This window comes from Thiocystis violacea, assembly GCF_016583575.1.
GTDB lineage: Bacteria > Pseudomonadota > Gammaproteobacteria > Chromatiales > Chromatiaceae > Thiocystis > Thiocystis violacea.
Map to the genome: position 1 here is coordinate 56,021 of NZ_NRRG01000006.1, position 18,932 is coordinate 74,952.

Consider the following 18,932-nt stretch of genomic DNA (forward strand, 5'->3'; position numbering starts at 1 on the left):
GCGCCGTTGTCCGCGAGCGTTTGGTGGATGCGCCGCGCTTCATCCAGCCTACGTCGTTCGCATCATTTGAGCGCCTCTGCCCTAGATATAACGACCCCTCAACGCGGCTCGGTCGGTCGTTCGAATAACCGCCGATCCCAGATCACCCGCACGGGATCGGCTGGTCGCAACCGGCTCGCGTCTGGATGGAAGGGGTTCACCAAGGCATTCGAATCCAATCGGGCCACCACCGAGGGCACGATGAGAATGGCGCTACGCGCCTCTTCGTGCCATCGGTCACCAAAGGCGATGGCGGAGGCACTGTCTTCCGCATCCCACCCCGCCGGCAGCGCATCGAGATCATGGCGTTCGATGGAGACCCCGTCCGGCACCTCGACGATCACCAGGCGATGCGTTGTCGGAATACGTCCAATGCTGGCGTGCGCGAGGATTTCAAGCATGGCGCAGGAATAGCTCAAGGAACCATGAATCATTGGTTTGCCTGGGCGGTTCCAGCGTCCGCCGACGAGCGCCGCGCCCGTGCCGTCCCAGATGGGGTGACGCTCGTCGCCGATGCGGAAGATCCGCATCAGGCCGCGATGCCGTAATAGAGCTTCCAGAGCAGCGTTTCGACCCGGCGCGCGCCCAGTTCGGTCAGGGAGACCTCCAGCGGGGCCTGCCCTTGCAGCATGGGATGCGGGGTATGCAGAAAGGCGCGGGCGTCATCGTCCGAATCCCACACATAGCGGGCTGTCGCATAGACGCGCGCCAAGCGTTCGGCCCGCGCGGATTCGTCCGCCGTGAGCCGGTCGCGGCGACGCTTGAAGGTGGCTTCCGGAATCAGGCGGTAGAGCAGATGCCGACGTTCCTCACGACCGCCGCCGACGCACTCCACACTGGCTTTCAAGGCGGACTTGGGCAGGCCATGAGCGACCAGGGCATCCAACTCGGCGAAAGAATGCGGAACCGACGCAAGCGCCATCACGGCGGCGATCTTTTCAGGGCTGACAAGGACCATGGTTTTTAGACTTTATAGTATCAGTTGAATAGAGTTATTCGCTTATATGATACCCCTTGAATCAGGTTGCGACCCTCGTTTCCCTGCCTCTCTGTCGGTCGGTCGGACAGATCGATCTTCCACGACAATCCTCCGCTGAAAGGGCCGCTCGCGCCGGCGCGCATCAAGCCGCGCCGGCTCTCGGCCACTGGGGCGCGCCGCCGGGTCCGAGCGGCCTCTCGGCGCCTCTCAACCACATCCCTCGGCTTCGCGCGTCCGAGCGCGAAGGGTTGGATCCTGGCCGCCGTCTGACGGGGTGGATGGCCGGGAGCGGGGTCGCGTTGTTTGTGCGTTAACGTACAGACGGAGTAGCCTCGCTACCCTAGGGTGCAAAGGGATAGCCGCTGACGGGATCTCCTGCCTCGATCCCACCTTATCCACGGAGCAAACCGATGGCCATCGACCTCGACCCCAAGAAAAATTACCTGCTCGCCGCGCTTCCGGAGTCTGAGTGGCAGCGCTGGTTGCCGCAACTGGAACCGGTCGAGATGCCGCTGGGCCAGGTGCTCTACGAATCGGGCCGCGCCCTGGATCATGTCTACTTTCCGATCACCGCCATCGTCTCGCTGCTCTACGTCATGGAAAACGGGGCCTCGGCCGAGATCGCGGTGGTCGGCAACGAAGGTATCGTCGGCGTCTCGCTGTTCATGGGCGGCGAGACCACGCCCAGCCGCGCGGTGGTGCAAAGCGCCGGCGTCGGCTTTCGGTTGAAGGCGCGGATGATGCTAGACGAATTCAATCGCGCCGGTCCGGTGATGCATCTGCTGCTGCGCTATACCCAGGCGCTGATCACCCAGATGGCGCAAACGGCCGCCTGCAACCGACATCACTCGCTCGACCAGCAGCTCTGCCGCTGGCTGCTGTTGAGTCTGGATCGTCTGGAGGGCAGCGACCTGGTGATGACGCAGGAATTGATCGCCAACATGCTCGGCGTGCGTCGCGAAGGTGTCACCGAGGCCGCGCTCAATTTGCAGGAGGCCGGCCTGATCCGCTATGCGCGCGGCCATATCACGGTGCTCGACCGTCAGGGACTGGAGCAACGGAGCTGCGAGTGCTATGCCGTGGTCAAGAAGGAGTGCGACCGGCTGCTGCCCAATCGCTTGGCCATTTAAATCATGGTGTAAACCTGTTCTTCCGGATCGCCTGGGGTGGCCGCGAGGCTGAAAATAGCGTGGGGGCGTCGATCGATGGGTGCTACCGTCAAGGCCTTCGCCTTATTCGACTTCCAGAATTCAGAGACCGGCCATGACCAGGAAGAAGACGCCCCACGAGGATCCGGCTCACCCAGCGCCCGTCGCTGAACCGCCCGACGCGCCGCCACTCGCGCTGGAGTCGGATCCGGTGGTCGCCGTCGATCTGGAGACTACCCCGGAGCCGGAGCCAGATCCGCCGCCCGAACCAGGCTTTCCGGTGGTCGGCATCGGCGCCTCGGCCGGTGGTCTGGCGGCCTTCGAAGCCTTCTTCTCGGCCATCCCCGCCGGCATCGAGACCGGCATGGCCTTCGTGCTGGTGCAGCACCTCGCGCCCAACCATAAAAGCCTCCTCACCGAGCTGGTCAAACGCTATACCCGCATGTCGGTCCAGGAGGTCGAGGACGGCATGGCGGTCCGGCCGGACTGCGCCTACATCATTCCGCCCAGTCATGACATGGCGCTGTTCAACGGCCGACTGAAACTGCTGGAGCCCTCGTCGCCTCGGGGTCTGCGGCTGCCCATCGACTTCTTCTTCCGCTCACTGGCCCAGGATCAGCACGAACGGGCGATCGGCGTCATCCTCTCCGGCACCGGCAGCGATGGCACCCTGGGCGCGCGGGCGATCAAGGGTGAGGGTGGCCTGATCCTGGTCCAGTCGCCCGAGTCCGCGGCCTATGACGGCATGCCGCGCAGCGCCATCGCCACGGGGTTGACGGATTTCGTGCTGTCGCCGGAGGCGATGCCGACGCGACTCATGACCTACGTGGCCCACGCCTTCGGCAAGGGCCCGCGCGCGCTGGTCGTGTCCACCAAGACCGAGGAGGCCCTGACCAAGATCTGCCTCCTGCTGCGCGACCGGACCGGCCGCGATTTCCACCAGTACAAACAGAGCACCCTGGTGCGGCGCATCGAGCGGCGCATGGCGCTGCATCGGATCCCGCACCAGAGCGACTATGTTCGCTACCTGCGACAGGATCCGGCCGAGATCGAGGCGCTGTATCGCGATCTGCTGATTGGCGTCACGAGTTTCTTCCGCGACCCCGAAGCCTTCGACGCCCTGCGAACGGAGGTCATCCCGCGCCTGTTCGCCGACAAACCGGCGGGCGCCTCGGTGCGGATCTGGGTCTGCGGCTGCTCCACCGGCGAGGAGGCGTATTCGATCGCCATCCTGCTCCAGGAGCACCTGGAATTCCTCAAACAGACCTTCAAGGTGCAGGTCTTCGCCACCGATATCGACGACCGCGCGATCGAGCAGGCGCGCGCCGGGGTCTATCCGCCGAGCATCGCCGCCGACGTCTCGCCCGAACGCCTCGCGCGATTCTTTTCCCAGGATCCGGAGACGGGGGTCTACCGCATCCAGAAGGTGGTGCGCGATCTCATCGTGTTCTCCCAGCAGGATCTGATCAGGGATCCGCCGTTCTCCCGGCTGGATCTGATCAGTTGCCGCAATCTCCTGATCTATTTCAATGGAGATCTGCAACAGCGGTTGATGCCGCTCTTCCACTATGCCCTGAACCCGGACGGCGTGCTCTTCTTGGGGAACTCGGAGAGCATCGGCGAGGCGCTGAGACTGTTCTCGTCCCTGAACCGCAAATGGAAGCTCTATGCTCGCCAGACATCCATGACCAATGCCAAGGTGCCCGTGCTGGGCACCTTGCGAGCGCCGCACCCCGACGGCGGTATCCCGGCGCCGGCGCCATCGGAGCGGCGCAAGGGTGGAATCGATCTGCGCGTCCTGACGGAACAGGTTCTGCTGCGCCATTTCGACCCCTCGGCCGTGCTGGTCAACGGCCGTGGCGAGATCCTCAACATCCATGGCCACACCGGGCGGTATCTGGAGCTGGCTCCAGGGGAAATCGCCACCAATATCCTTGGGATGGCTCGCGAGGGGCTGCGCCGCGCCTTGACGGCCGCGTTGCATCGGGCGGTGGCACGCAAGGAGGTGGTCCATTTGCCGAGGCTGCGGGTCAAGACCAACGGCGATTTCAGCGGGGTCGATCTGACGGTGCATCCGATACAGTCGGTCAACGATGGCGGCGTCCTGTCGGATCTCTATCTTGTGGTGCTGGAGGCGATAGCGATGCTGGAACCGGAATCGACCGCCGAGGCGACGGACCCCCTCGACACGACGCATGAGCGGCGGATCGCCGAGCTGGAGCTGGAGCTGCGCACCAAGGAGGACTATCTCCAAACCACCCTGGAGGAGATGGAGACCGCCAACGAGGAGCTGAAGTCGACCAACGAGGAGATGCAATCGGTCAATGAGGAACTCCAATCCTCCAACGAGGAACTGGAGACCGCCAAGGAGGAACTGCAATCGGTCAATGAAGAACTGGCCACCGTCAACGCGGAGCTTCAGACCAAGGTGGTCGACCTCTCGCGCGTCAACAACGACATGAACAATCTGCTGGCCGGCACCGGCGTGGCCACCCTGTTCGTCGACCACCAGTTGCGGATCACCCGCTTCACCCCGACCGCGACCCAGTTGATTAAGCTGATCCCGACCGACATCGGCCGTCCGGTCGGGGATATCGTCTCTAATATATTGAATTACGAGAGTTTCGTTGAGGATGTCTGGGCGGTTCTGGCGGACCTGGTGTCACGGGAAAAAGAAGTCCAGACCCGGCAAGGTGCTTGGTACATGATGCGTATCGGACCCTATCGGACCCTGGACAACGTCATCGAAGGCGCGGTGATCACCTTCATGGACATCTCCACCGGTAAGCGGGACCAGGAAGCGCTGGGCGAGGCCCGCGTCCTGGCCGAGGGGATCGTGGACACCGTGCGCGAGCCGCTGCTGGTGCTGGACTCGACCTTGCGCCTGATCTCGGCCAACCGATCCTTCTACCGCGAGTTTCAGGTGACCCCCGCGCAGAGCGAGGGCCAGCTACTCTATGAGCTGGGCGACGGGCAATGGGACATTCCGGCGCTCAGGGAACGCCTGCTGGAGATCCAGTCCCAAGGTTCCAGCTTCGAGGACTATGAAGTCACCCACGACTTTCCGCGCATCGGACCTCGCACCATGCGGCTCAACGCCCGCCGGCTTGAGGCCGCGTCCGGCAAGGCTGGCCGGATCCTGCTCGCCATTGAGGATGTGACCGAGTGGCTGTCGAGGGTCGGTCTGGAGGCCGCCAGCGAGCCATCGGCGCCGGAGAGTGTTGATGAACCCACGCGATGAAGGATCGGCCAGGCCGCCACGCTCCCCCCCCCCGCGGTTGGCGACGCATTGAGCACCGGGATCAGGAGATGTTTCAATGTCTAAGAAGGACAAGACAGGCCCGGAGTCCGGCGTCCCGGTGACGACAGGGCTCGGGTCGGAACCGGACTTGCGCCAGCGCGCCGAGGCGCGACTCGCCGGCCAGGAAAACCCAGGGATGGCGGCCTTCATGTCCGAGCCGACCGAACGGCTGGTCCATGAGCTGCGCGTTCATCAGATCGAGCTGGAACTTCAGAACGAGGAGCTGCGCCGGGCCCATGAATCGCTGGAAGCGTCGCGCGCGCGTTATTTCGACCTCTACGACCTCGCGCCGGTGGGCTATCTGACGCTCGGCGACGCGGATCGGATCCAGGAGGCCAACCTCGCCGCGGCCACCCTTCTGGGCTCCTCGCGTGATCACCTGGTTGACCATCCGCTGACCCGTTTCATCCTCCCCGAGGATCAGGACATCTATTACAACTGTCGCCGCGAGCTCGGCTCCACGGGCGAGCCGCTGTCCTGCGAGCTGCGTCTGCGGCGGGTGGAGGGGCATTCGATCTGGGGTCGCCTGGATATCAGCCTCGCGCTAGAGGAGCGGAGCGATCAGCCGCTGTGGCGCGTCATCCTGATCGACATCACCGCGCGCAAGGATGGCGAGCAGGATCTCATCGACACCAGGGAGCGGCTGCGGCGGGTGGCTGAGATCGCCGAATTGACCTTCTGGGAATGGGATGTGTCCACCAACGAGGTGTTCTTTCCACCCGAATGGTGGCGTCAGACCGGCTATGCCCTGGGCGAGTTGCCGCTGCGTCTCGGAGACTGGACCGCCTTGCTGCACCCGGAGGACCGGAAGCGGATCCTCGACCATCTCAAGCATTTCGTCGAGGCGCCTGGGACGCCTGGCGAGATCCAATACCGGCTGCGCTGCAAGGACGGGATCTATCGCTGGTTCGTCGCCCGCCTGGAAGCGATCCGGGACGCGCGGGGCGTGCTGGCGCGGGTGCTGCTGGTCCACCAGGATGTCACCCGGCGCAAGGAATGCGAGGACCAGGCGGTTCGGCTGGCACAGCACGATCCCCTGACCGGTCTGCCCAGCCGTGCCTTGCTCCACCAGTTGGCCGATCACATGTTCGCGAGCGCCCGCCGGTCGGGTCGACAGTTGGCCGTGCTCTTTGTCGATCTGGACAAGTTCAAGCCGATCAATGATCTCTATGGCCATCAGGTGGGCGATCAGCTCCTGCAAGCGGTGGCTCGCCGGCTGCGCGATGCCTTCCGCGCGGAGGATCTGGTCGCGCGGGTCGGGGGAGACGAGTTCGTCGCCGTGCTGGCGAACATCCGCGACGGCGACGACGCGGCGCGCGCGGCGCATACCGCCATCGAGGCGCTGACCCCGGCCCATCGGATCGCGGGCCTAGAGCTGTTTTCCCTTCCCAGTATCGGCATCAGTCTGTTTCCGCGAGACGGAGACAGCATCGACGGTCTGATCCAGCGCGCGGATATCGCCATGTATCACGCCAAACAGACCTGCCCCGGTCACTACCAGTTCGTGACCGAGGAACTCAACCAGCAGGCACGGACCACGCTGACGCTGGAAAGCCGCCTGCGGGAGGGGCTGAAGCGGGAGGAGTTCCGGCTTGTCTACCAACCCGTGCTGGACACCAAAAGCGGCGGCGTCACCGGGGTCGAAGCCCTGCTGCGCTGGCCGCTGGCCGATGGGAGCGAGATGGCCCCCCTGGCGTTTCTCCCGGTCGCGGAATCCAGTGGGCTGATCCATGAGCTGGGCCACTGGGTCTTCCAGGAGGCTTGCCGTCAGCATCAAACCTGGCGGCAAAACGGACTGCCACCGATCCGCGTCGCCGTGAATGTCTCGGCCCGGCAGTTTCACCACCAGGGGTTCCAGCAGCAACTGACCGCCGCCGCCCGGATGGCTGGGGTCGACCCCACGGCACTCTCGCTGGAAGTGAGCGAGGCCGCGCTGATGCAGGATCCGAAGGCTTCGCGGCAGGTATTGAAGGAACTGAAACAGCTCGGGGTTCTGGTCGCTCTGGATGATTTCGGCATGGGCTATTACAGCCTCGGCGAATTGGAGAACCTGCCCTTGAGTCGGCTGGAGATCAATCGGACGCTGGTCCAGCGACTGAGCGTCGAGGGGCGCATGCCCGCCATCGTCGACGCCATCCTCTGTCTCGGCCGAGCCTTACGGCTCGACATCACGGCGGTCGGCATCGAGAACGAGGAAGACCTGGAGTCTTTCCGCCATCGCGACTGCGATCAGGTCCAAGGGTTTTACCTGGGCGTTCCCATGTCGGGCGATCACTTCACCGACTGGTACCGTGAGCATTCGGCGGTCGTTCAGTGACCGTCGCGTGGCTCAAGGCTTAGGGCCTGTCATCAATTCTCGTCGTAAGGGGTGAGCACGGACACCAAGAACCCGCCGGGTTGTAGGGGCGGGTAGCGCCCCAATCGATAGGATTTCGTGGGAGCGGCTTTTAGCCGCGATGAGCGCCGACGCGAGGTTTTTCGCGGCTTTAAGCCGCTCCCACGGGCGTGCTCGTTTATCGTCATCCTACGAATCGAGGCACTACCTAGGGGCGAATGAATTCGTCCCTACAGGGCTCAGCATGACGCCGTTGCCGGGGTTTCCCTGCCAAGCATCGGTTCTGGTCGCACCGCGAAACCCGATCCGCCTTGACTCAGGCATCGGATCCGAGCGTCGCTCCCTGCCAATCGATGGCGTGGTGTTCCATCAGCCGGTAGAGGGTGACGCGCGAGATATCCAGGCGCCGCGCGGCCTTCGAGACGTTATTGCGCGCTTCGCTCAGGGTGCGCTCTATGACGTCCTTTTCCGCCACCGCGCGAGCCTCCGATAACGTCATGAGAATGGAGCTTGGGATGTCCTGATCCAGGCCGAGTTCGCGTGGCTTGACGAGCTTCCCATCGCCCATGACCACGGCGCGCTGGATGCGGTTGATCATCTCCCGCACATTGCCCGGCCAGGAGTGCGATTTGATGGCCTCCAGGGCCGGTTGGCTGAAACCCCTGATACTAGGCTTGACCTTGTTCGCGAACTGACGGAGCACATGATCCGCGATCAACTCGATATCCTCGCCACGATCGCGCAGCGGCGGCATCTCCAGATGCAGCACGTTGAGCCGGTAATAGAGATCCTCCCGAAAACGCCCCTCCTCCACCGCCCGTTCGAGATTCACATGGGTCGCCGCGATAACGCGCACGTCCACTGGAATCTGGTTCGTGCCACCCAGCCGATCGATCGTCTTCTCCTGTAGAAAGCGCAGCAGATTGACCTGCATGTCGAGCGGTAGATCCCCGATCTCGTCGAGGAAGAGCGTGCCATTCTGGGCGGCCTCGATCCGACCGATCTTGCGGCGATCGGCGCCGGTGAAGGCGCCTTTCTCGTGACCGAACAATTCGGCCTGAATGAGATCACGCGGCAGCGCGCCGCAGTTCACGGCGACGAAAGGCCCCTTGGCGCGATGCGAGAGCTGATGGATGGCCTGTGCCGCCAGTTCCTTGCCGGTGCCGCTTTCACCGCGAATCATCACATTGAGATCGATCGAGGCGAGCTTATGAATGGTCTGGAACACGGTTTTCATGGCCGGGCTCCGTCCAATCATGGCGAATTCGGAGTCGTCCTCTCCCCCGGATAAGGACTCGGCGATTTCCGCCATGCCATAGGCATGCCCGAGCGTGAAGGAAAGCCGCTCCGCATCGAGCGGCAAGGTGTGGTAGTCATAGAAATGGGAGCTGATTACACGGGATATGTGAGGTAAGGAGCAGGTCACACCCGAGAAGAGACCAACCCAATTCATGCGGTTGTTCGCGTTGTGCAGCATTTCCGCCTGGAGACGCAGCGCATGGATATCGTGGTTCGTGTCGTCCCAATAGAATAGGCCAACCAGGAATTTCCGCTGGCTCATCAATTCAATCGCGGCCTGGGGGTGGGGGGCTTCATGAATGTCCCAGTCTTGGCTCTGCGGGAATGGCGCGAACGGCGCTTCCCTGGACGTCAATCCCATGTACAGCAGTGATCGGCGAGTATCCAGCATGATGAAAGACCGAAGCGGTTATCGTTGATCGTCGCTCGCGAGTCAAAATCACTCTTACATGAGTCAGTCTCGACGCTAAAGCATGAACGCCGGCCTTGGAGGAAAAGCGCGACGGCGGTTTAAGCTGGTTCGGAGAGGCCAGGCGTTTCAGTGTCCGAAAGGTAAATGAAAGGATCTCGATGCCCTCTCGATTTCCAACCCGATAACCGGACAACAACCTCGTAAAGAGCGGATTGCCATCCGCCCTCTTACGTCACGTTAGGGTGTCCGGTCATCCTGTTGAAAGGCGATAAGCCCGAGGGATCGCCAGGATAATAATCGCCAGCCCACGACGAGCCATGATCCGAGCACGGAGCGATTTTTACCAATCGCCCTAGCCACAGATTAGGCCAAGGAGCGAAGGCGGTCGGTACGGTATCGTACATAAGCCGAATCGTCCGCCCCTGTGCGATACCGCAAGGCAGGTACGCGAGCGCGTTTGTGATCAATAGCCGGGATTTCAACCCTGTGCGCCATTCGTTGACGGCTATCGTCAGCCTTCGCCCTTGGACTCATGAGCCCGCGAGCCGGAATCGTCGCGCGAAGCCATGGCTATGTACGGAACCGAACGGAACTGGCATGGAACCGCGCTTAATCTAGCCACTGTCATTAGGGACATCCGAGAGGTTCGGATGCGGCAGACCGGAGCGACACGGATGGATGTCGAGCGGGCCTTAACGTCCACACACCCGTTTCAAAGCGATTTTCAGGAGATGAAGATGAACAATCCGCGACGAATGATGAAAAGCCTCCTACTCATGGTGGCGGCGGCTTTCTCACTGGCTTCGATCGGCGGCCAAGCGCTGGCCGCGACGGCGGAGGATCTCGATCGCGACGCCGCCGCGGCCTTGCAGCTCTTGTACAAGAGCAATCCTACCGCCGCTACGCTTGGCGAGACGGCTAGGGCGACCCTGGTATTCCCGAATGTCGTCAAGGCCGGACTGGTCTTCGGAGGAAGCTATGGCGAAGGCGTGCTGACGAAGGGTGGCAATTTCGCGGGCTACTTTAATTCCGTTTCCGCGTCCTGGGGTTGGCAGGCCGGCGCCCAGTCATACAGCTACGTCGTCTTTCTCATGAACGACAAGGCCGTGAGCTATCTGGACAAGTCCGAAGGATGGGAAATCGGCGTCGGGCCGACCCTCGTGGTCGTGAATGAAGGCGCGGCCAAGAATCTGTCATCCTCGACATTGAAGGACGATGCCTACGCCATCATTTTCGATCAGTCGGGTCTCATGGCCAGCTTGAGTATCGAAGGCACGAAAATCACTCGCATCAAACGCTGAGGCGAGGGCGCGCGGATGCTGTCCGCGCGCCACCGGTCAAAGGGCGGGATTCCTGGAGCGATCCAGTCGGTCCCGAGACGTCGGAGACCGTCCGTCAGCGTCGTAGAAGGCCGAAACGATGATCAAGGCCCGGTGATACGCCTGATCATAGACAGGATTAACAGGATTTCTCGGGATTAACAGGATTTTAATCCTGTCAATCTTGAAGAATCCTGTTAATCCTGTCCCGTTTTAGGACTTTCGGTCGGGTATGGAGGTTCCCGGAAATCGCCGAATGACCGGAGGGCCTAATCGATGATCAAGGCCAATTCAACAAGAGAACAGGACACATGGGCATGACACATGCGCTCAACGTGAATCCGGACGCTATTGTGAACGAAGCTCGCATCGCCTATTTCTCGATTGAGATTGCCCCGCTGTTCTACAGCGACCAGGAGCGGTTTATTGACTTCATGCGTCACGCGATCGCACTCAACGGTTCGTTTTTCAATACCCAGCGCATGGTGCTGCAATACGTCACGAAGGCGTATCTTCGCTGAGGCTCGGATCGACGCGCGGCATCCTTGCAGGGGCGAATTCATTCGCCCCGACATCCGCGCCACCAACGCGGTCAATCCATTCGTCCCCGCCGGCATTGGAGCCACCTCGGGGCACTTCCAAGACCCGTGCGCGGACGATCTCCCGCAAGGGTTCGATGGCGTCGATCGGCCCGATGCGGTCGTGCGGATAACCTCATAACACCACCGGGGCTGATGGCCCGGTTGGTGGGTGGCCTGACGACCTATTTGCTCACAGGGGCCTCGTCCTTGTTCGAGCTGAAGTCGAAGATGGTGTAGGCCGGGCAGAAGCGGAAGTAAGCGGTGGCGAGCAGCACCGCGCCGATCACTCCGCCGATCCAGCTACTGCCGCGAAAGACGGCGACGATCAGGAGGACGCCGACAAGCGCGCGAATCAGACGGTCGATGGTGCCGACGTTGGGTTTGGTGATATCGAAATGCATAACGGATGCTCCAGTGGTTGAGGATAGAACGCGGCCTCCGTGCCGGATCGGTTCGTGGCGGGATCGGTTGGGATCGGGTCGCGGCTCCGGTCCTTCCCGTCCGCGCTTGGCGGATGGGAAGTCCTGAGAAAATGTGTTCAGACTGACTCGATGCCTCCCTCGCTCTTTTCCGGGACCGGGGCCGTCGCGAGCCACCGGCCGATCGCCTTCTCGATCTCGACCAGCAGAAAGATCCCCGTGCCGAGCCCAACCGGCAGCAGCCAATCGCGCCCGGCCAGGGGCGCGGTGTGGAACCAGGCGTTCATGAAGGGCGCATAGACGAAGAGGGCTTGCAGCAGGGCGAGCACCCCGACCGCGATCCAGACCGCCGGATTGGTCAGCCACAGACGCGGCCTCAGGCTCGATGCGTCGAGCGAGCGACAGTTGAAGAGGAAGAAGACCTGCCCCAGCACTAGGGTGTTGACGGCCATGGTCCGAGCCGAGGCGATGGGGTAGCCCTGGTCCTGCTCGAAAAGGAAGATGGCGATGGTGGCCGCGCCGATCAGCAGCGAGACCAGGACCATGCGCCACAGCAGCCAGCCGCCGAGGATGGGCGCATCGGGTCGGCGCGGCGGGCGCTGCATCAGCCCCGGCTCGGCGGGCTCGAAGGCGAGCGCGAGCGATAGGGTCACGGCGACCACCAGATTGACCCAGAGGATCTGCACCGGCGAGAGCGGCAGGGCGAAGCCGAACAGCACCGCGACCAGGATGACCAGCGCCTGGGCGCCATTGGTCGGCAGCAGGAAGAGGATGGATTTGCGCAGGTTGTCGTAGATGGTGCGGCCCTGCTCCACCGCCTGCTCGATGGAGGCGAAGTTGTCGTCGGCCAGCACGATGGCGGCCGCCTCCTTGGTCGCCTCGGTTCCCTTGATGCCCATGGACACGCCGACATCGGCGCGCTTGAGCGCGGGAGCGTCGTTGACCCCGTCGCCGGTCATGGCGACCACCTCGCCATTGGCCTGGAGCGCCTGCACCAGCCGCAGCTTGTGCTCCGGGCTGGTGCGGGCGAAGACATCATGGTCCTGGACGATGCGGCGCAGCGCCGCCTCGTCGGCGGCCTCCAGCTCGGCCCCGGTGACGGCGCGGTGGCCATTGCCGATGCCCATCTCCCGCGCGATGGCGATCGCGGTGCCGGGATGATCGCCAGTGATCATCTTGACCCGGATGCCGGCCTGTCGGAAGGCGGCGATGGCGGCGACCGCCTCCGGGCGCGGCGGGTCAAGGATGCCGACCAGCCCCAGGAACAGCAGCCCGCCATCGAGGTCCGCAGGCGTGAGATCGCTCTTGTCGTCCGCCGCAGCACCCACGGCGGCGGCCAGCACGCGCAGCCCATCGGCGCTGAGTGAGGCGATCTGATCCTCCCAGAACGCCAGATCCAGCGGCTCGCGACCGCCGTCGACGCCGCGCTGCTCGGTGCAGAGCCGCATCACTGGACCCGGCGCGCCCTTGACCAGCAGCCGCCGCGTCTGTCCTGGCGCTGACTCCGGCCTCTGGTCGAGCGTCGCCATGAGCTTGCGGGTTGAATCGAAAGGGATGACCGCCAGGCGCCGGGCGTCGCCCGACGCGAAACCGGCCTTGTGCGCGAGGGTACGCAGCGCGCCCTCGGTCGGCTCGCCGATCACCTTCCAGTGGCCGTCCTCCTCGGCGATGTGGGCATCGTTGCAGCGGGCCATAACCTCGACCAAGGCAAGCAGGTCCGGGGTCTCGGCGAGCACAACGGCTTGCCCGTTCCATCGGACCTGACCGTCCGGGGCATAACCGATCCCCGTCACCTCGTACTGAGCGACGCGGGTGACCAGATGGCGCGCGGTCATCTCGTTGCGGGTGAGGGTGCCGGTCTTGTCGGTGCAGATGACGGTGACCGAGCCCAGGGTCTCCACCGCCGGGAGCCGACGGGTGATGGCATTGCGCCGCGCCATCCGCTGCACGCCCAGCGCCAGGGTGATGGTCAGAATGGCCGGCAGACCCTCCGGGATGGCAGCCACGGCAAAACCGATCACGGCCATGACCAGCTCGCCCAGCGGAAGGCCGTGCAGCCGCCAGCCGATCAGGAACATCCCCGCCGCCATGGCGAGGATCACCAAGGAGAGCACCCGGCCGAAGGCGGTCATCCGCCGGGTCAGCGGGGTCGCCAGCGTCTGCACCTCCGCGATCAGGCGGCCGATGCGGCCCAGCTCCGTGGCCGGCCCGGTGCCCGTGACCACACCCAGCCCGGCGCCGCCCGCGACCAGGGTGCCGGAGTAAGCCATGCCCCGCCGGTCGCCGATCCCCGCCGCCAGATCCACCGGATCGGTCCACTTGTCGGCGGGTACCGACTCGCCGGTCAGCGCGGACTCGTCGATGCGTAGACTCGCCGATTCACACAGACGCAGATCGGCGGGGACACGGTCGCCGGCGCGCAGTCGCACCAGGTCGCCCGGCACCAGATCGGCCGAGTCGATCAGCACCCATTGGCCATCGCGCCGGCACTGGGCGTGCAGCGCGAGCATCTTGCGGATGCCCGCCAGCGCCTGCTCGGCCTTGCCCTCCTGGATGAAGCCGATGACGGCATTGATGACCGTCACCGCCAGGATGACCCAGGTATCGACCCAGTGACCCATGAGCGCCGTCACCACCGCGCCGGCGAGCAGGATGTAAATGAGGCTGTCGTGGAAATGCCTGAGGAAGCGTCTGATCGGACCGGCTCGCGCCGGGCTGGGCAGCCGATTGGGACCGACGAGCGCGAGGCGCGTGGCTGCCTCGGCGGCTGACAGTCCGTCGAGTCGGCTGCGCAGCGCTTGCAAGACCTCCTCGGCCGGCAGCGCGTGCGGCGCACCGACGGCGAGCCCGCTGGGAAGCGCCGCCGCAGGCGCCAGCGCGCGGTCGTCGTGAACATCGAAGCGATAGAGCAAGAGGATGGCGGCCAGGGCACCGCCCAGGAGCCAGTCCGGACCGATCAGCCAGAGCACGAAGGGCACGGCCAGGATGAAGACCCGGGTGCCCTGGTTGTAGTGGCGGCCGGCGCGATCGAGGGTCTCGGCGATGGGGTCGATCGCTGGACCGTTGAAGAAACCGTCCGGCAGATTGATGACGAAACCGCCCTGGTTGTAGTACCGCAGCGCCAACAGGAAGGACATGAAGCCGGCGAAGAAGAGTGCCGCGAGCAACAGCAGTTTGACGCGCACCAGATCCGGTCCGCTCGGTGCCGCGCTCAGCGCCTGCGACAGATCGGCCAGATCGATTCCGCCGAAGGTCACGCCCATGATGCCCAGGCTGATCAGCATGCAGGTCGAGGCAAACATAGCGGCGGACATCACCCAGTTGCGCAGGGTCTGGATCGCCAAGTTGTCCTTGCCGCCGCCGCGCACGGCCTCGATCCAGGCCCGGCGCAGCCGGTTGGAGCGGCCCTGGTGGGTGCGCTCGGGATGACGGCGCGCGAGCCAGCTCACAAAGAGCTGATAGCCGATCAGGAGCGCGAAGCCCACGGCGTCCGCGCCCCACATCCAGGGCCATCCAGCCAGATCGGCGAGCAGGGCATCGAGAGCCTCAGGCGGCATCAAACCCGACCTCCATCGCGGCGAGAGACACGCGAGCCATCCCTGGCACCGATCGCGTCCGTCACGGTTGGCTTCCTGGCGTTGCTAGCGGTGTGCATGCGCGGCACGCCGCTTCACATATCCTTCTTGACGTCTCTTGCCGTATCGCTCACGGCATCACCGCCGCGCTGAATATCCTTGCCGGCGCCTTCCATGGTGTTGCAGCCGAACAATCCGCTGATCGTGATCAGCAACATTAGTGTTAAAAGCTTATTCATCATCATCACCTGTTGTCTTGGCCATCGGTTGGCGTTGCATAGCGGCCGGTCAGTCCAGCGTGCCTCCGTTCCCGATCGACGGCCTCGGGTCTGGCCGCTTACGCTCGCCGGCGGCGCGCGGTCTCGGCGAATGCACCTGGGATGACTTAATCTACGCCGGAAGGGCCGGGCGCTTCAGTGCGCTAGCGAACTTAGGCCGCCGCCTCCCGTGGCGTTTGCTGGCCCTGGATCCGAAAGGGTCTGGCCCGACGCAGGCACCACCGTCACCCACCGGACCCATCAGATGAATACCAAGCGTTTTGAAACCGATTTCCCGATCGTCTGTGTCGGCGGCTCGGCCGGGGGTCTCGATGCCTATACCCGGCTGCTGCGCCATCTGCCCAACGACATGGGGGTCGCGATCGTCATCGTGAATCACCTGCGAACCGTCGCCACCCATCTGCACGAGATTCTCCCGAACGTCACGACGATGCCGGTCGAGCTGATCAGTGAACGTCTGCTCATTCAGCCGAACCGGGTCTTCATCATCCCGTCGCAGCGCGACCTGCACGTATTCGATGGCGAATTCCGTCTCCAGCCGATCTCGAAGCCGAGGGGATGGCCGGACGTGATCACGGTCTTTCTGCGTTCGCTCACCCAGCATTGGGATGGCCAGCTCATCGCGGTCATCGTCTCTGGCTACGATGGCGATGGCGCCGAGGCGCTGTGCGGGATTCAAGAGGTGGGCGGCATCACCATCGCGCAACGGCTCGACACCGCCGCGCAGCCGGATATGCCCGAGAGCGCCATCGCCACCGGGTGTATCGATTTCGTGCTCTCACCGGAAGCGATCGCGGACAAGATTGTCCGCATCGCCCAGGGGGATGGTCCGGGCCGTGGTTCAGTCGCCGCCCAGGCGCCGAAGGCGTGACCCAAGACCCAAGGCTTCGAAATCGACAGGATTAACAGGATGTTTCAAGATTGACAGGATGAAAAACAGCAGTTTTTGAATCCTGTCCATCCTGCGAAATCCTGTCCATTAACGATCTTTCATTGGGTATCGGGTTTTCAGGAAATCACCTTAAAACTACAACCCATTAATACGCATCGTATCTGCGAGTCGTGGTCGTCGTTGTCGTCGGGCGCGCTGGCGCCGTGATCACCGTGTCAACGGTGGTCGTTTTTTTCTCCGTCGGAGAAACAATCAGGGTATCCGCGCCGGTCCGCCCGGTCTGCCCGGTAACACCTTGAGCCCCGGCCGGACCTTGAGGTCCAGTGCAGGCACTCAATCCAAGCGCCATCACAACGGCGGCGCAGATGATCGAAAATTTCATGGTGTTGTCTCCAGGGTGACAGGTAAAGCCGTTGGCGGCGCCCCTGATCAGCGTCGCTGAACTGGCGATGACCACCGCAGGGCCAATCAGAAGTGGGCTTGATCGTTGATCTCCTGGCCGGGTTCGAATGGCCTGGAGTGGTGCGACGCTTCATCCTGATGTGGCCACCATGGACTGGCGGACCAACGCTGTCGGTGCTCTAGCAAACATAAGCACGAGTTCCTCACCCCGACTGGGCGCGGCGGACCGATCCTGCTGGCGCATGGCCCCCCCCGATGGCCTTGGCCTTGGCCTTCCTGACCACCTCGTAACACGCGCGGACCCGCGCTGACTCGGTCTATGGTGGCGACAGCTTGAGCCAGTTGGACAAGGCGGCGAGGGCTTTCGCACGCTCCGCTCCAGGGAGCAAATCGCCGGACAATCGCAAGGAATCGCGCTCCATGCTTGAAATCAGGCATCTCGATGTGGCGCGTTGAGGTAAGCCTGACCATGGTTCGGAAACCGCTTGGCGGCATCGCCCGGGAGGATCGCCGGGGCCGAGCCTCAGTCGCCGCCCAGGCGCCGAAGGCGTGACCGGAGCGCCTCGATCTCATCGAGCAGGTCGAGCACCAGGGCCGTGCCAGCCGCGTTCAATTCCAGATCGCGCGTGAGACGCAACGCCACCCGCGCGCGTCTAAGCGTCGTGCCGCCGAAACGCCAACGCTCTGGATCCTCGCCGCTCGGCGTCAGCACGCCTTCCATGACCAGTTCCATCAGTTGATCGACCTCGGTCCGACACACCTGGCTCAGCTCGATCAGCGTGAATTGGACCTCCTCCTCGACAATGACGCAGGGGGTCTCGGTCCTGTTGATTCTGTTCATCGACATCAAACCTCCACGGCGGGTCGCGGTTGGAAGTCGCCGAACGCCTCGGCCATGCGGCGGTAGGCGTCTTGCGCCATCTCCGTATCGGCCGGCGGCAGCCGAATCGACAGCACCGCATAGAGATCGCCAGGGGGAACGCTCGGAAGCCCCCGGCCTTTGAGGCGCAGCTTGCGGCCCGGCGACGAGCCGGGCGGTACGGTCAGTTGGACACTGCCATCAGGGGTCTGGACGGTGACGCCGGCACCAAGGGCCGCTTCCCAAGGGGTGACCGGCAGATCGAGGTAGATGTCGCGGCCGTCGAGCCGAAAATCCGGGTGCGGCGCGAACTCGATCTCAAGGTAGAGGTCACCCGCCGGCGCCTCACCCTGTCCGGGTCCGCCCTGGCCGGCGAGTCGCAGGTGTTGTCCGTCGCGGATGCCCTTGGGAATGTTCACCTCCAGGTGCCGCTCCTCGATGCTCGCGCGTCCGTTCGCATCGATCCGAGGGACGCGCAGCGAGATGCTACGGCGACCGCCGCGATAGGCGTCTTGCAGGTCGATCCGCACCTTGGCGTGATGGTCCTCGCCCGCCCGCTGGCCTCGCCCACGCGAGCCGCGCGCGCCGGCCGGTTGGTGCCCGAAGAGCGATTCGAAGAAATCGCTGCGACTGAAGTCGTGGCCGTCGCCCTCGGCGCCGCCACTGAACTCGAAACCGCTGTTCCATTCCGGAGGAGGGTTGAACTCCTGACCGTGCTTGTAGCGGTTCCCCACATCGTCGTAGGCCGCCCGCTTCTCGACATCCTTCAGTGCCTCATACGCCTCGGCCACCTCCTTGAAGCGCGCCTCGGCATCCGGCTCCTTGCTGACGTCGGGGTGATATTTGCGCGCCAGCTTGCGATAGGCACGCTTGATCTCATCCTGAGCGACCGTGCGCTCCAGTCCGAGCACCGCGTAATAATCCTTGAATTCCATCAAACCTCCGGCTGGTGGCTTGCGACGGGGCATGAGCTCAGTGGAAAGCGGCAAGTGCCACACTGCGGTCGTGCGAACGCCGTGAGAAGGGGAGGGCAGACGGCCGTCGCTGGTGTCGAGAGGCTCTTGGGCTCCTTTGGCTCAACCTAGCTCGGTAGA

Annotated in this window: 15 protein-coding genes; 6 read left to right on the forward strand and 9 right to left on the reverse strand. The window is 63.7% G+C overall.

Annotated features, from left to right (window positions below; translation table 11 throughout):
• Positions 1 to 98: 98 nt before the first annotated feature.
• Both CKO27_RS04890 and CKO27_RS04895 read right to left on the reverse strand, forming a co-directional pair.
• Positions 99 to 569, reverse strand: coding sequence for an RES family NAD+ phosphorylase (locus CKO27_RS04890; RefSeq protein ID WP_200373760.1), 471 nt, complete (start codon positions 567 to 569; stop codon positions 99 to 101).
• The gene (locus CKO27_RS04895) at positions 569 to 997 is read right to left on the reverse strand and encodes an antitoxin Xre/MbcA/ParS toxin-binding domain-containing protein (RefSeq protein WP_200373761.1); all 429 of its coding nucleotides are present in this window, start codon (positions 995 to 997) and stop codon (positions 569 to 571) included. The genes CKO27_RS04890 and CKO27_RS04895 overlap by 1 nt, the downstream gene beginning before the upstream one ends.
• 431 nt (positions 998 to 1,428) lie before the next feature.
• Between CKO27_RS04895 and CKO27_RS04900 the strand changes: the two genes are divergently transcribed.
• The 3 genes from CKO27_RS04900 (at position 1,429) to CKO27_RS04910 (ending at position 7,784) form a co-directional block, all read left to right on the forward strand.
• Positions 1,429 to 2,148, forward strand: a complete 720-nt coding sequence (locus CKO27_RS04900; RefSeq protein ID WP_200373762.1) for a Crp/Fnr family transcriptional regulator — start codon at positions 1,429 to 1,431, stop codon at positions 2,146 to 2,148.
• A gap of 133 nt (positions 2,149 to 2,281) precedes the next feature.
• Complete coding sequence (locus CKO27_RS04905) at positions 2,282 to 5,407, forward strand: chemotaxis protein CheB (RefSeq protein WP_200373763.1); 3,126 nt, start codon at positions 2,282 to 2,284, stop codon at positions 5,405 to 5,407.
• A 76-nt stretch (positions 5,408 to 5,483) separates the two neighbouring features.
• Positions 5,484 to 7,784: a putative bifunctional diguanylate cyclase/phosphodiesterase gene (locus CKO27_RS04910; protein ID WP_200373764.1), complete on the forward strand. Its 2,301-nt coding sequence runs from the start codon at positions 5,484 to 5,486 to the stop codon at positions 7,782 to 7,784.
• 334 nt (positions 7,785 to 8,118) lie between these two features.
• Here CKO27_RS04910 and CKO27_RS04915 read toward each other — a convergent pair whose 3' ends face one another.
• On the reverse strand, positions 8,119 to 9,492 hold the full coding sequence (locus CKO27_RS04915) for a sigma-54 dependent transcriptional regulator (RefSeq protein ID WP_276570125.1): 1,374 nt from the start codon (positions 9,490 to 9,492) through the stop codon (positions 8,119 to 8,121).
• A 671-nt stretch (positions 9,493 to 10,163) separates the two neighbouring features.
• On the opposite strand from CKO27_RS04915, the gene CKO27_RS04920 reads away from it, so the two are divergent.
• Together CKO27_RS04920 and CKO27_RS04925 are read left to right on the forward strand one after the other, a co-directional pair.
• A complete protein-coding gene (locus CKO27_RS04920) occupies positions 10,164 to 10,814 on the forward strand; it encodes a lipid-binding SYLF domain-containing protein (protein ID WP_242470734.1) in 651 nt (216 codons plus the stop codon).
• Positions 10,815 to 11,143: 329 nt separating this feature from the next.
• The gene (locus CKO27_RS04925; protein ID WP_200373765.1) at positions 11,144 to 11,353 is read left to right on the forward strand and encodes a forkhead box protein; all 210 of its coding nucleotides are present in this window, start codon (positions 11,144 to 11,146) and stop codon (positions 11,351 to 11,353) included.
• Between the two features lie 242 nt (positions 11,354 to 11,595).
• On the opposite strand, the gene CKO27_RS04930 is transcribed toward CKO27_RS04925, so the two are convergent.
• The 3 genes from CKO27_RS04930 to CKO27_RS04940 form a co-directional block, all read right to left on the reverse strand.
• Positions 11,596 to 11,814: a YgaP family membrane protein gene (locus tag CKO27_RS04930; RefSeq protein WP_200373766.1), complete on the reverse strand. Its 219-nt coding sequence runs from the start codon at positions 11,812 to 11,814 to the stop codon at positions 11,596 to 11,598.
• 137 nt (positions 11,815 to 11,951) lie between these two features.
• Positions 11,952 to 15,389, reverse strand: coding sequence for an HAD-IC family P-type ATPase (locus CKO27_RS04935; protein ID WP_242470735.1), 3,438 nt, complete (start codon positions 15,387 to 15,389; stop codon positions 11,952 to 11,954).
• A gap of 113 nt (positions 15,390 to 15,502) precedes the next feature.
• Positions 15,503 to 15,649 (reverse strand): entericidin A/B family lipoprotein, encoded by a 147-nt coding sequence (locus CKO27_RS04940; RefSeq protein WP_200373838.1) that lies wholly within the window; start codon positions 15,647 to 15,649, stop codon positions 15,503 to 15,505.
• Between the two features lie 280 nt (positions 15,650 to 15,929).
• Between CKO27_RS04940 and CKO27_RS04945 the strand changes: the two genes are divergently transcribed.
• Positions 15,930 to 16,556: a chemotaxis protein CheB gene (locus CKO27_RS04945; protein WP_200373767.1), complete on the forward strand. Its 627-nt coding sequence runs from the start codon at positions 15,930 to 15,932 to the stop codon at positions 16,554 to 16,556.
• Positions 16,557 to 16,722: 166 nt separating this feature from the next.
• Here the strand turns inward: CKO27_RS04945 and CKO27_RS04950 are convergent, their stop codons facing one another.
• From CKO27_RS04950 to CKO27_RS04960, 3 genes are all read right to left on the reverse strand, one after another.
• Positions 16,723 to 16,959 carry a hypothetical protein gene (locus tag CKO27_RS04950; protein ID WP_200373768.1) on the reverse strand — a complete coding sequence of 79 codons (237 nt, stop codon included), beginning with the start codon at positions 16,957 to 16,959 and terminating at the stop codon, positions 16,723 to 16,725.
• 543 nt (positions 16,960 to 17,502) lie between these two features.
• Positions 17,503 to 17,820 (reverse strand): chaperone modulator CbpM, encoded by a 318-nt coding sequence (locus tag CKO27_RS04955; protein WP_200373769.1) that lies wholly within the window; start codon positions 17,818 to 17,820, stop codon positions 17,503 to 17,505.
• A gap of 5 nt (positions 17,821 to 17,825) precedes the next feature.
• A complete protein-coding gene (locus CKO27_RS04960) occupies positions 17,826 to 18,773 on the reverse strand; it encodes a DnaJ C-terminal domain-containing protein (RefSeq protein ID WP_200373770.1) in 948 nt (315 codons plus the stop codon).
• Between the last annotated feature and the right edge of the window lie 159 nt (positions 18,774 to 18,932).

Excerpts from the sequence above, each read along its gene's own strand:
- CKO27_RS04910 (WP_200373764.1), top strand. The coding sequence starts at position 5,484 with ATGTCTAAGAAGGACAAGACAGGCCCGGAGTCCGGCGTCCCGGTGACG.
- CKO27_RS04945 (WP_200373767.1), top strand. The coding sequence starts at position 15,930 with ATGAATACCAAGCGTTTTGAAACCGATTTCCCGATCGTCTGTGTCGGC.
- CKO27_RS04960 (WP_200373770.1), bottom strand. The coding sequence starts at position 18,773 with ATGGAATTCAAGGATTATTACGCGGTGCTCGGACTGGAGCGCACGGTC.
- CKO27_RS04935 (WP_242470735.1), bottom strand. The coding sequence starts at position 15,389 with ATGCCGCCTGAGGCTCTCGATGCCCTGCTCGCCGATCTGGCTGGATGG.
- CKO27_RS04895 (WP_200373761.1), bottom strand. The coding sequence starts at position 997 with ATGGTCCTTGTCAGCCCTGAAAAGATCGCCGCCGTGATGGCGCTTGCG.
- CKO27_RS04955 (WP_200373769.1), bottom strand. The coding sequence starts at position 17,820 with ATGAACAGAATCAACAGGACCGAGACCCCCTGCGTCATTGTCGAGGAG.
- CKO27_RS04890 (WP_200373760.1), bottom strand. The coding sequence starts at position 569 with ATGCGGATCTTCCGCATCGGCGACGAGCGTCACCCCATCTGGGACGGC.
- CKO27_RS04915 (WP_276570125.1), bottom strand. The coding sequence starts at position 9,492 with ATGCTGGATACTCGCCGATCACTGCTGTACATGGGATTGACGTCCAGG.
- CKO27_RS04920 (WP_242470734.1), top strand. The coding sequence starts at position 10,164 with ATGCGGCAGACCGGAGCGACACGGATGGATGTCGAGCGGGCCTTAACG.
- CKO27_RS04905 (WP_200373763.1), top strand. The coding sequence starts at position 2,282 with ATGACCAGGAAGAAGACGCCCCACGAGGATCCGGCTCACCCAGCGCCC.
- CKO27_RS04900 (WP_200373762.1), top strand. The coding sequence starts at position 1,429 with ATGGCCATCGACCTCGACCCCAAGAAAAATTACCTGCTCGCCGCGCTT.
- CKO27_RS04925 (WP_200373765.1), top strand. The coding sequence starts at position 11,144 with ATGGGCATGACACATGCGCTCAACGTGAATCCGGACGCTATTGTGAAC.
- CKO27_RS04950 (WP_200373768.1), bottom strand. The coding sequence starts at position 16,959 with ATGAAATTTTCGATCATCTGCGCCGCCGTTGTGATGGCGCTTGGATTG.
- CKO27_RS04940 (WP_200373838.1), bottom strand. The coding sequence starts at position 15,649 with ATGATGAATAAGCTTTTAACACTAATGTTGCTGATCACGATCAGCGGA.
- CKO27_RS04930 (WP_200373766.1), bottom strand. The coding sequence starts at position 11,814 with ATGCATTTCGATATCACCAAACCCAACGTCGGCACCATCGACCGTCTG.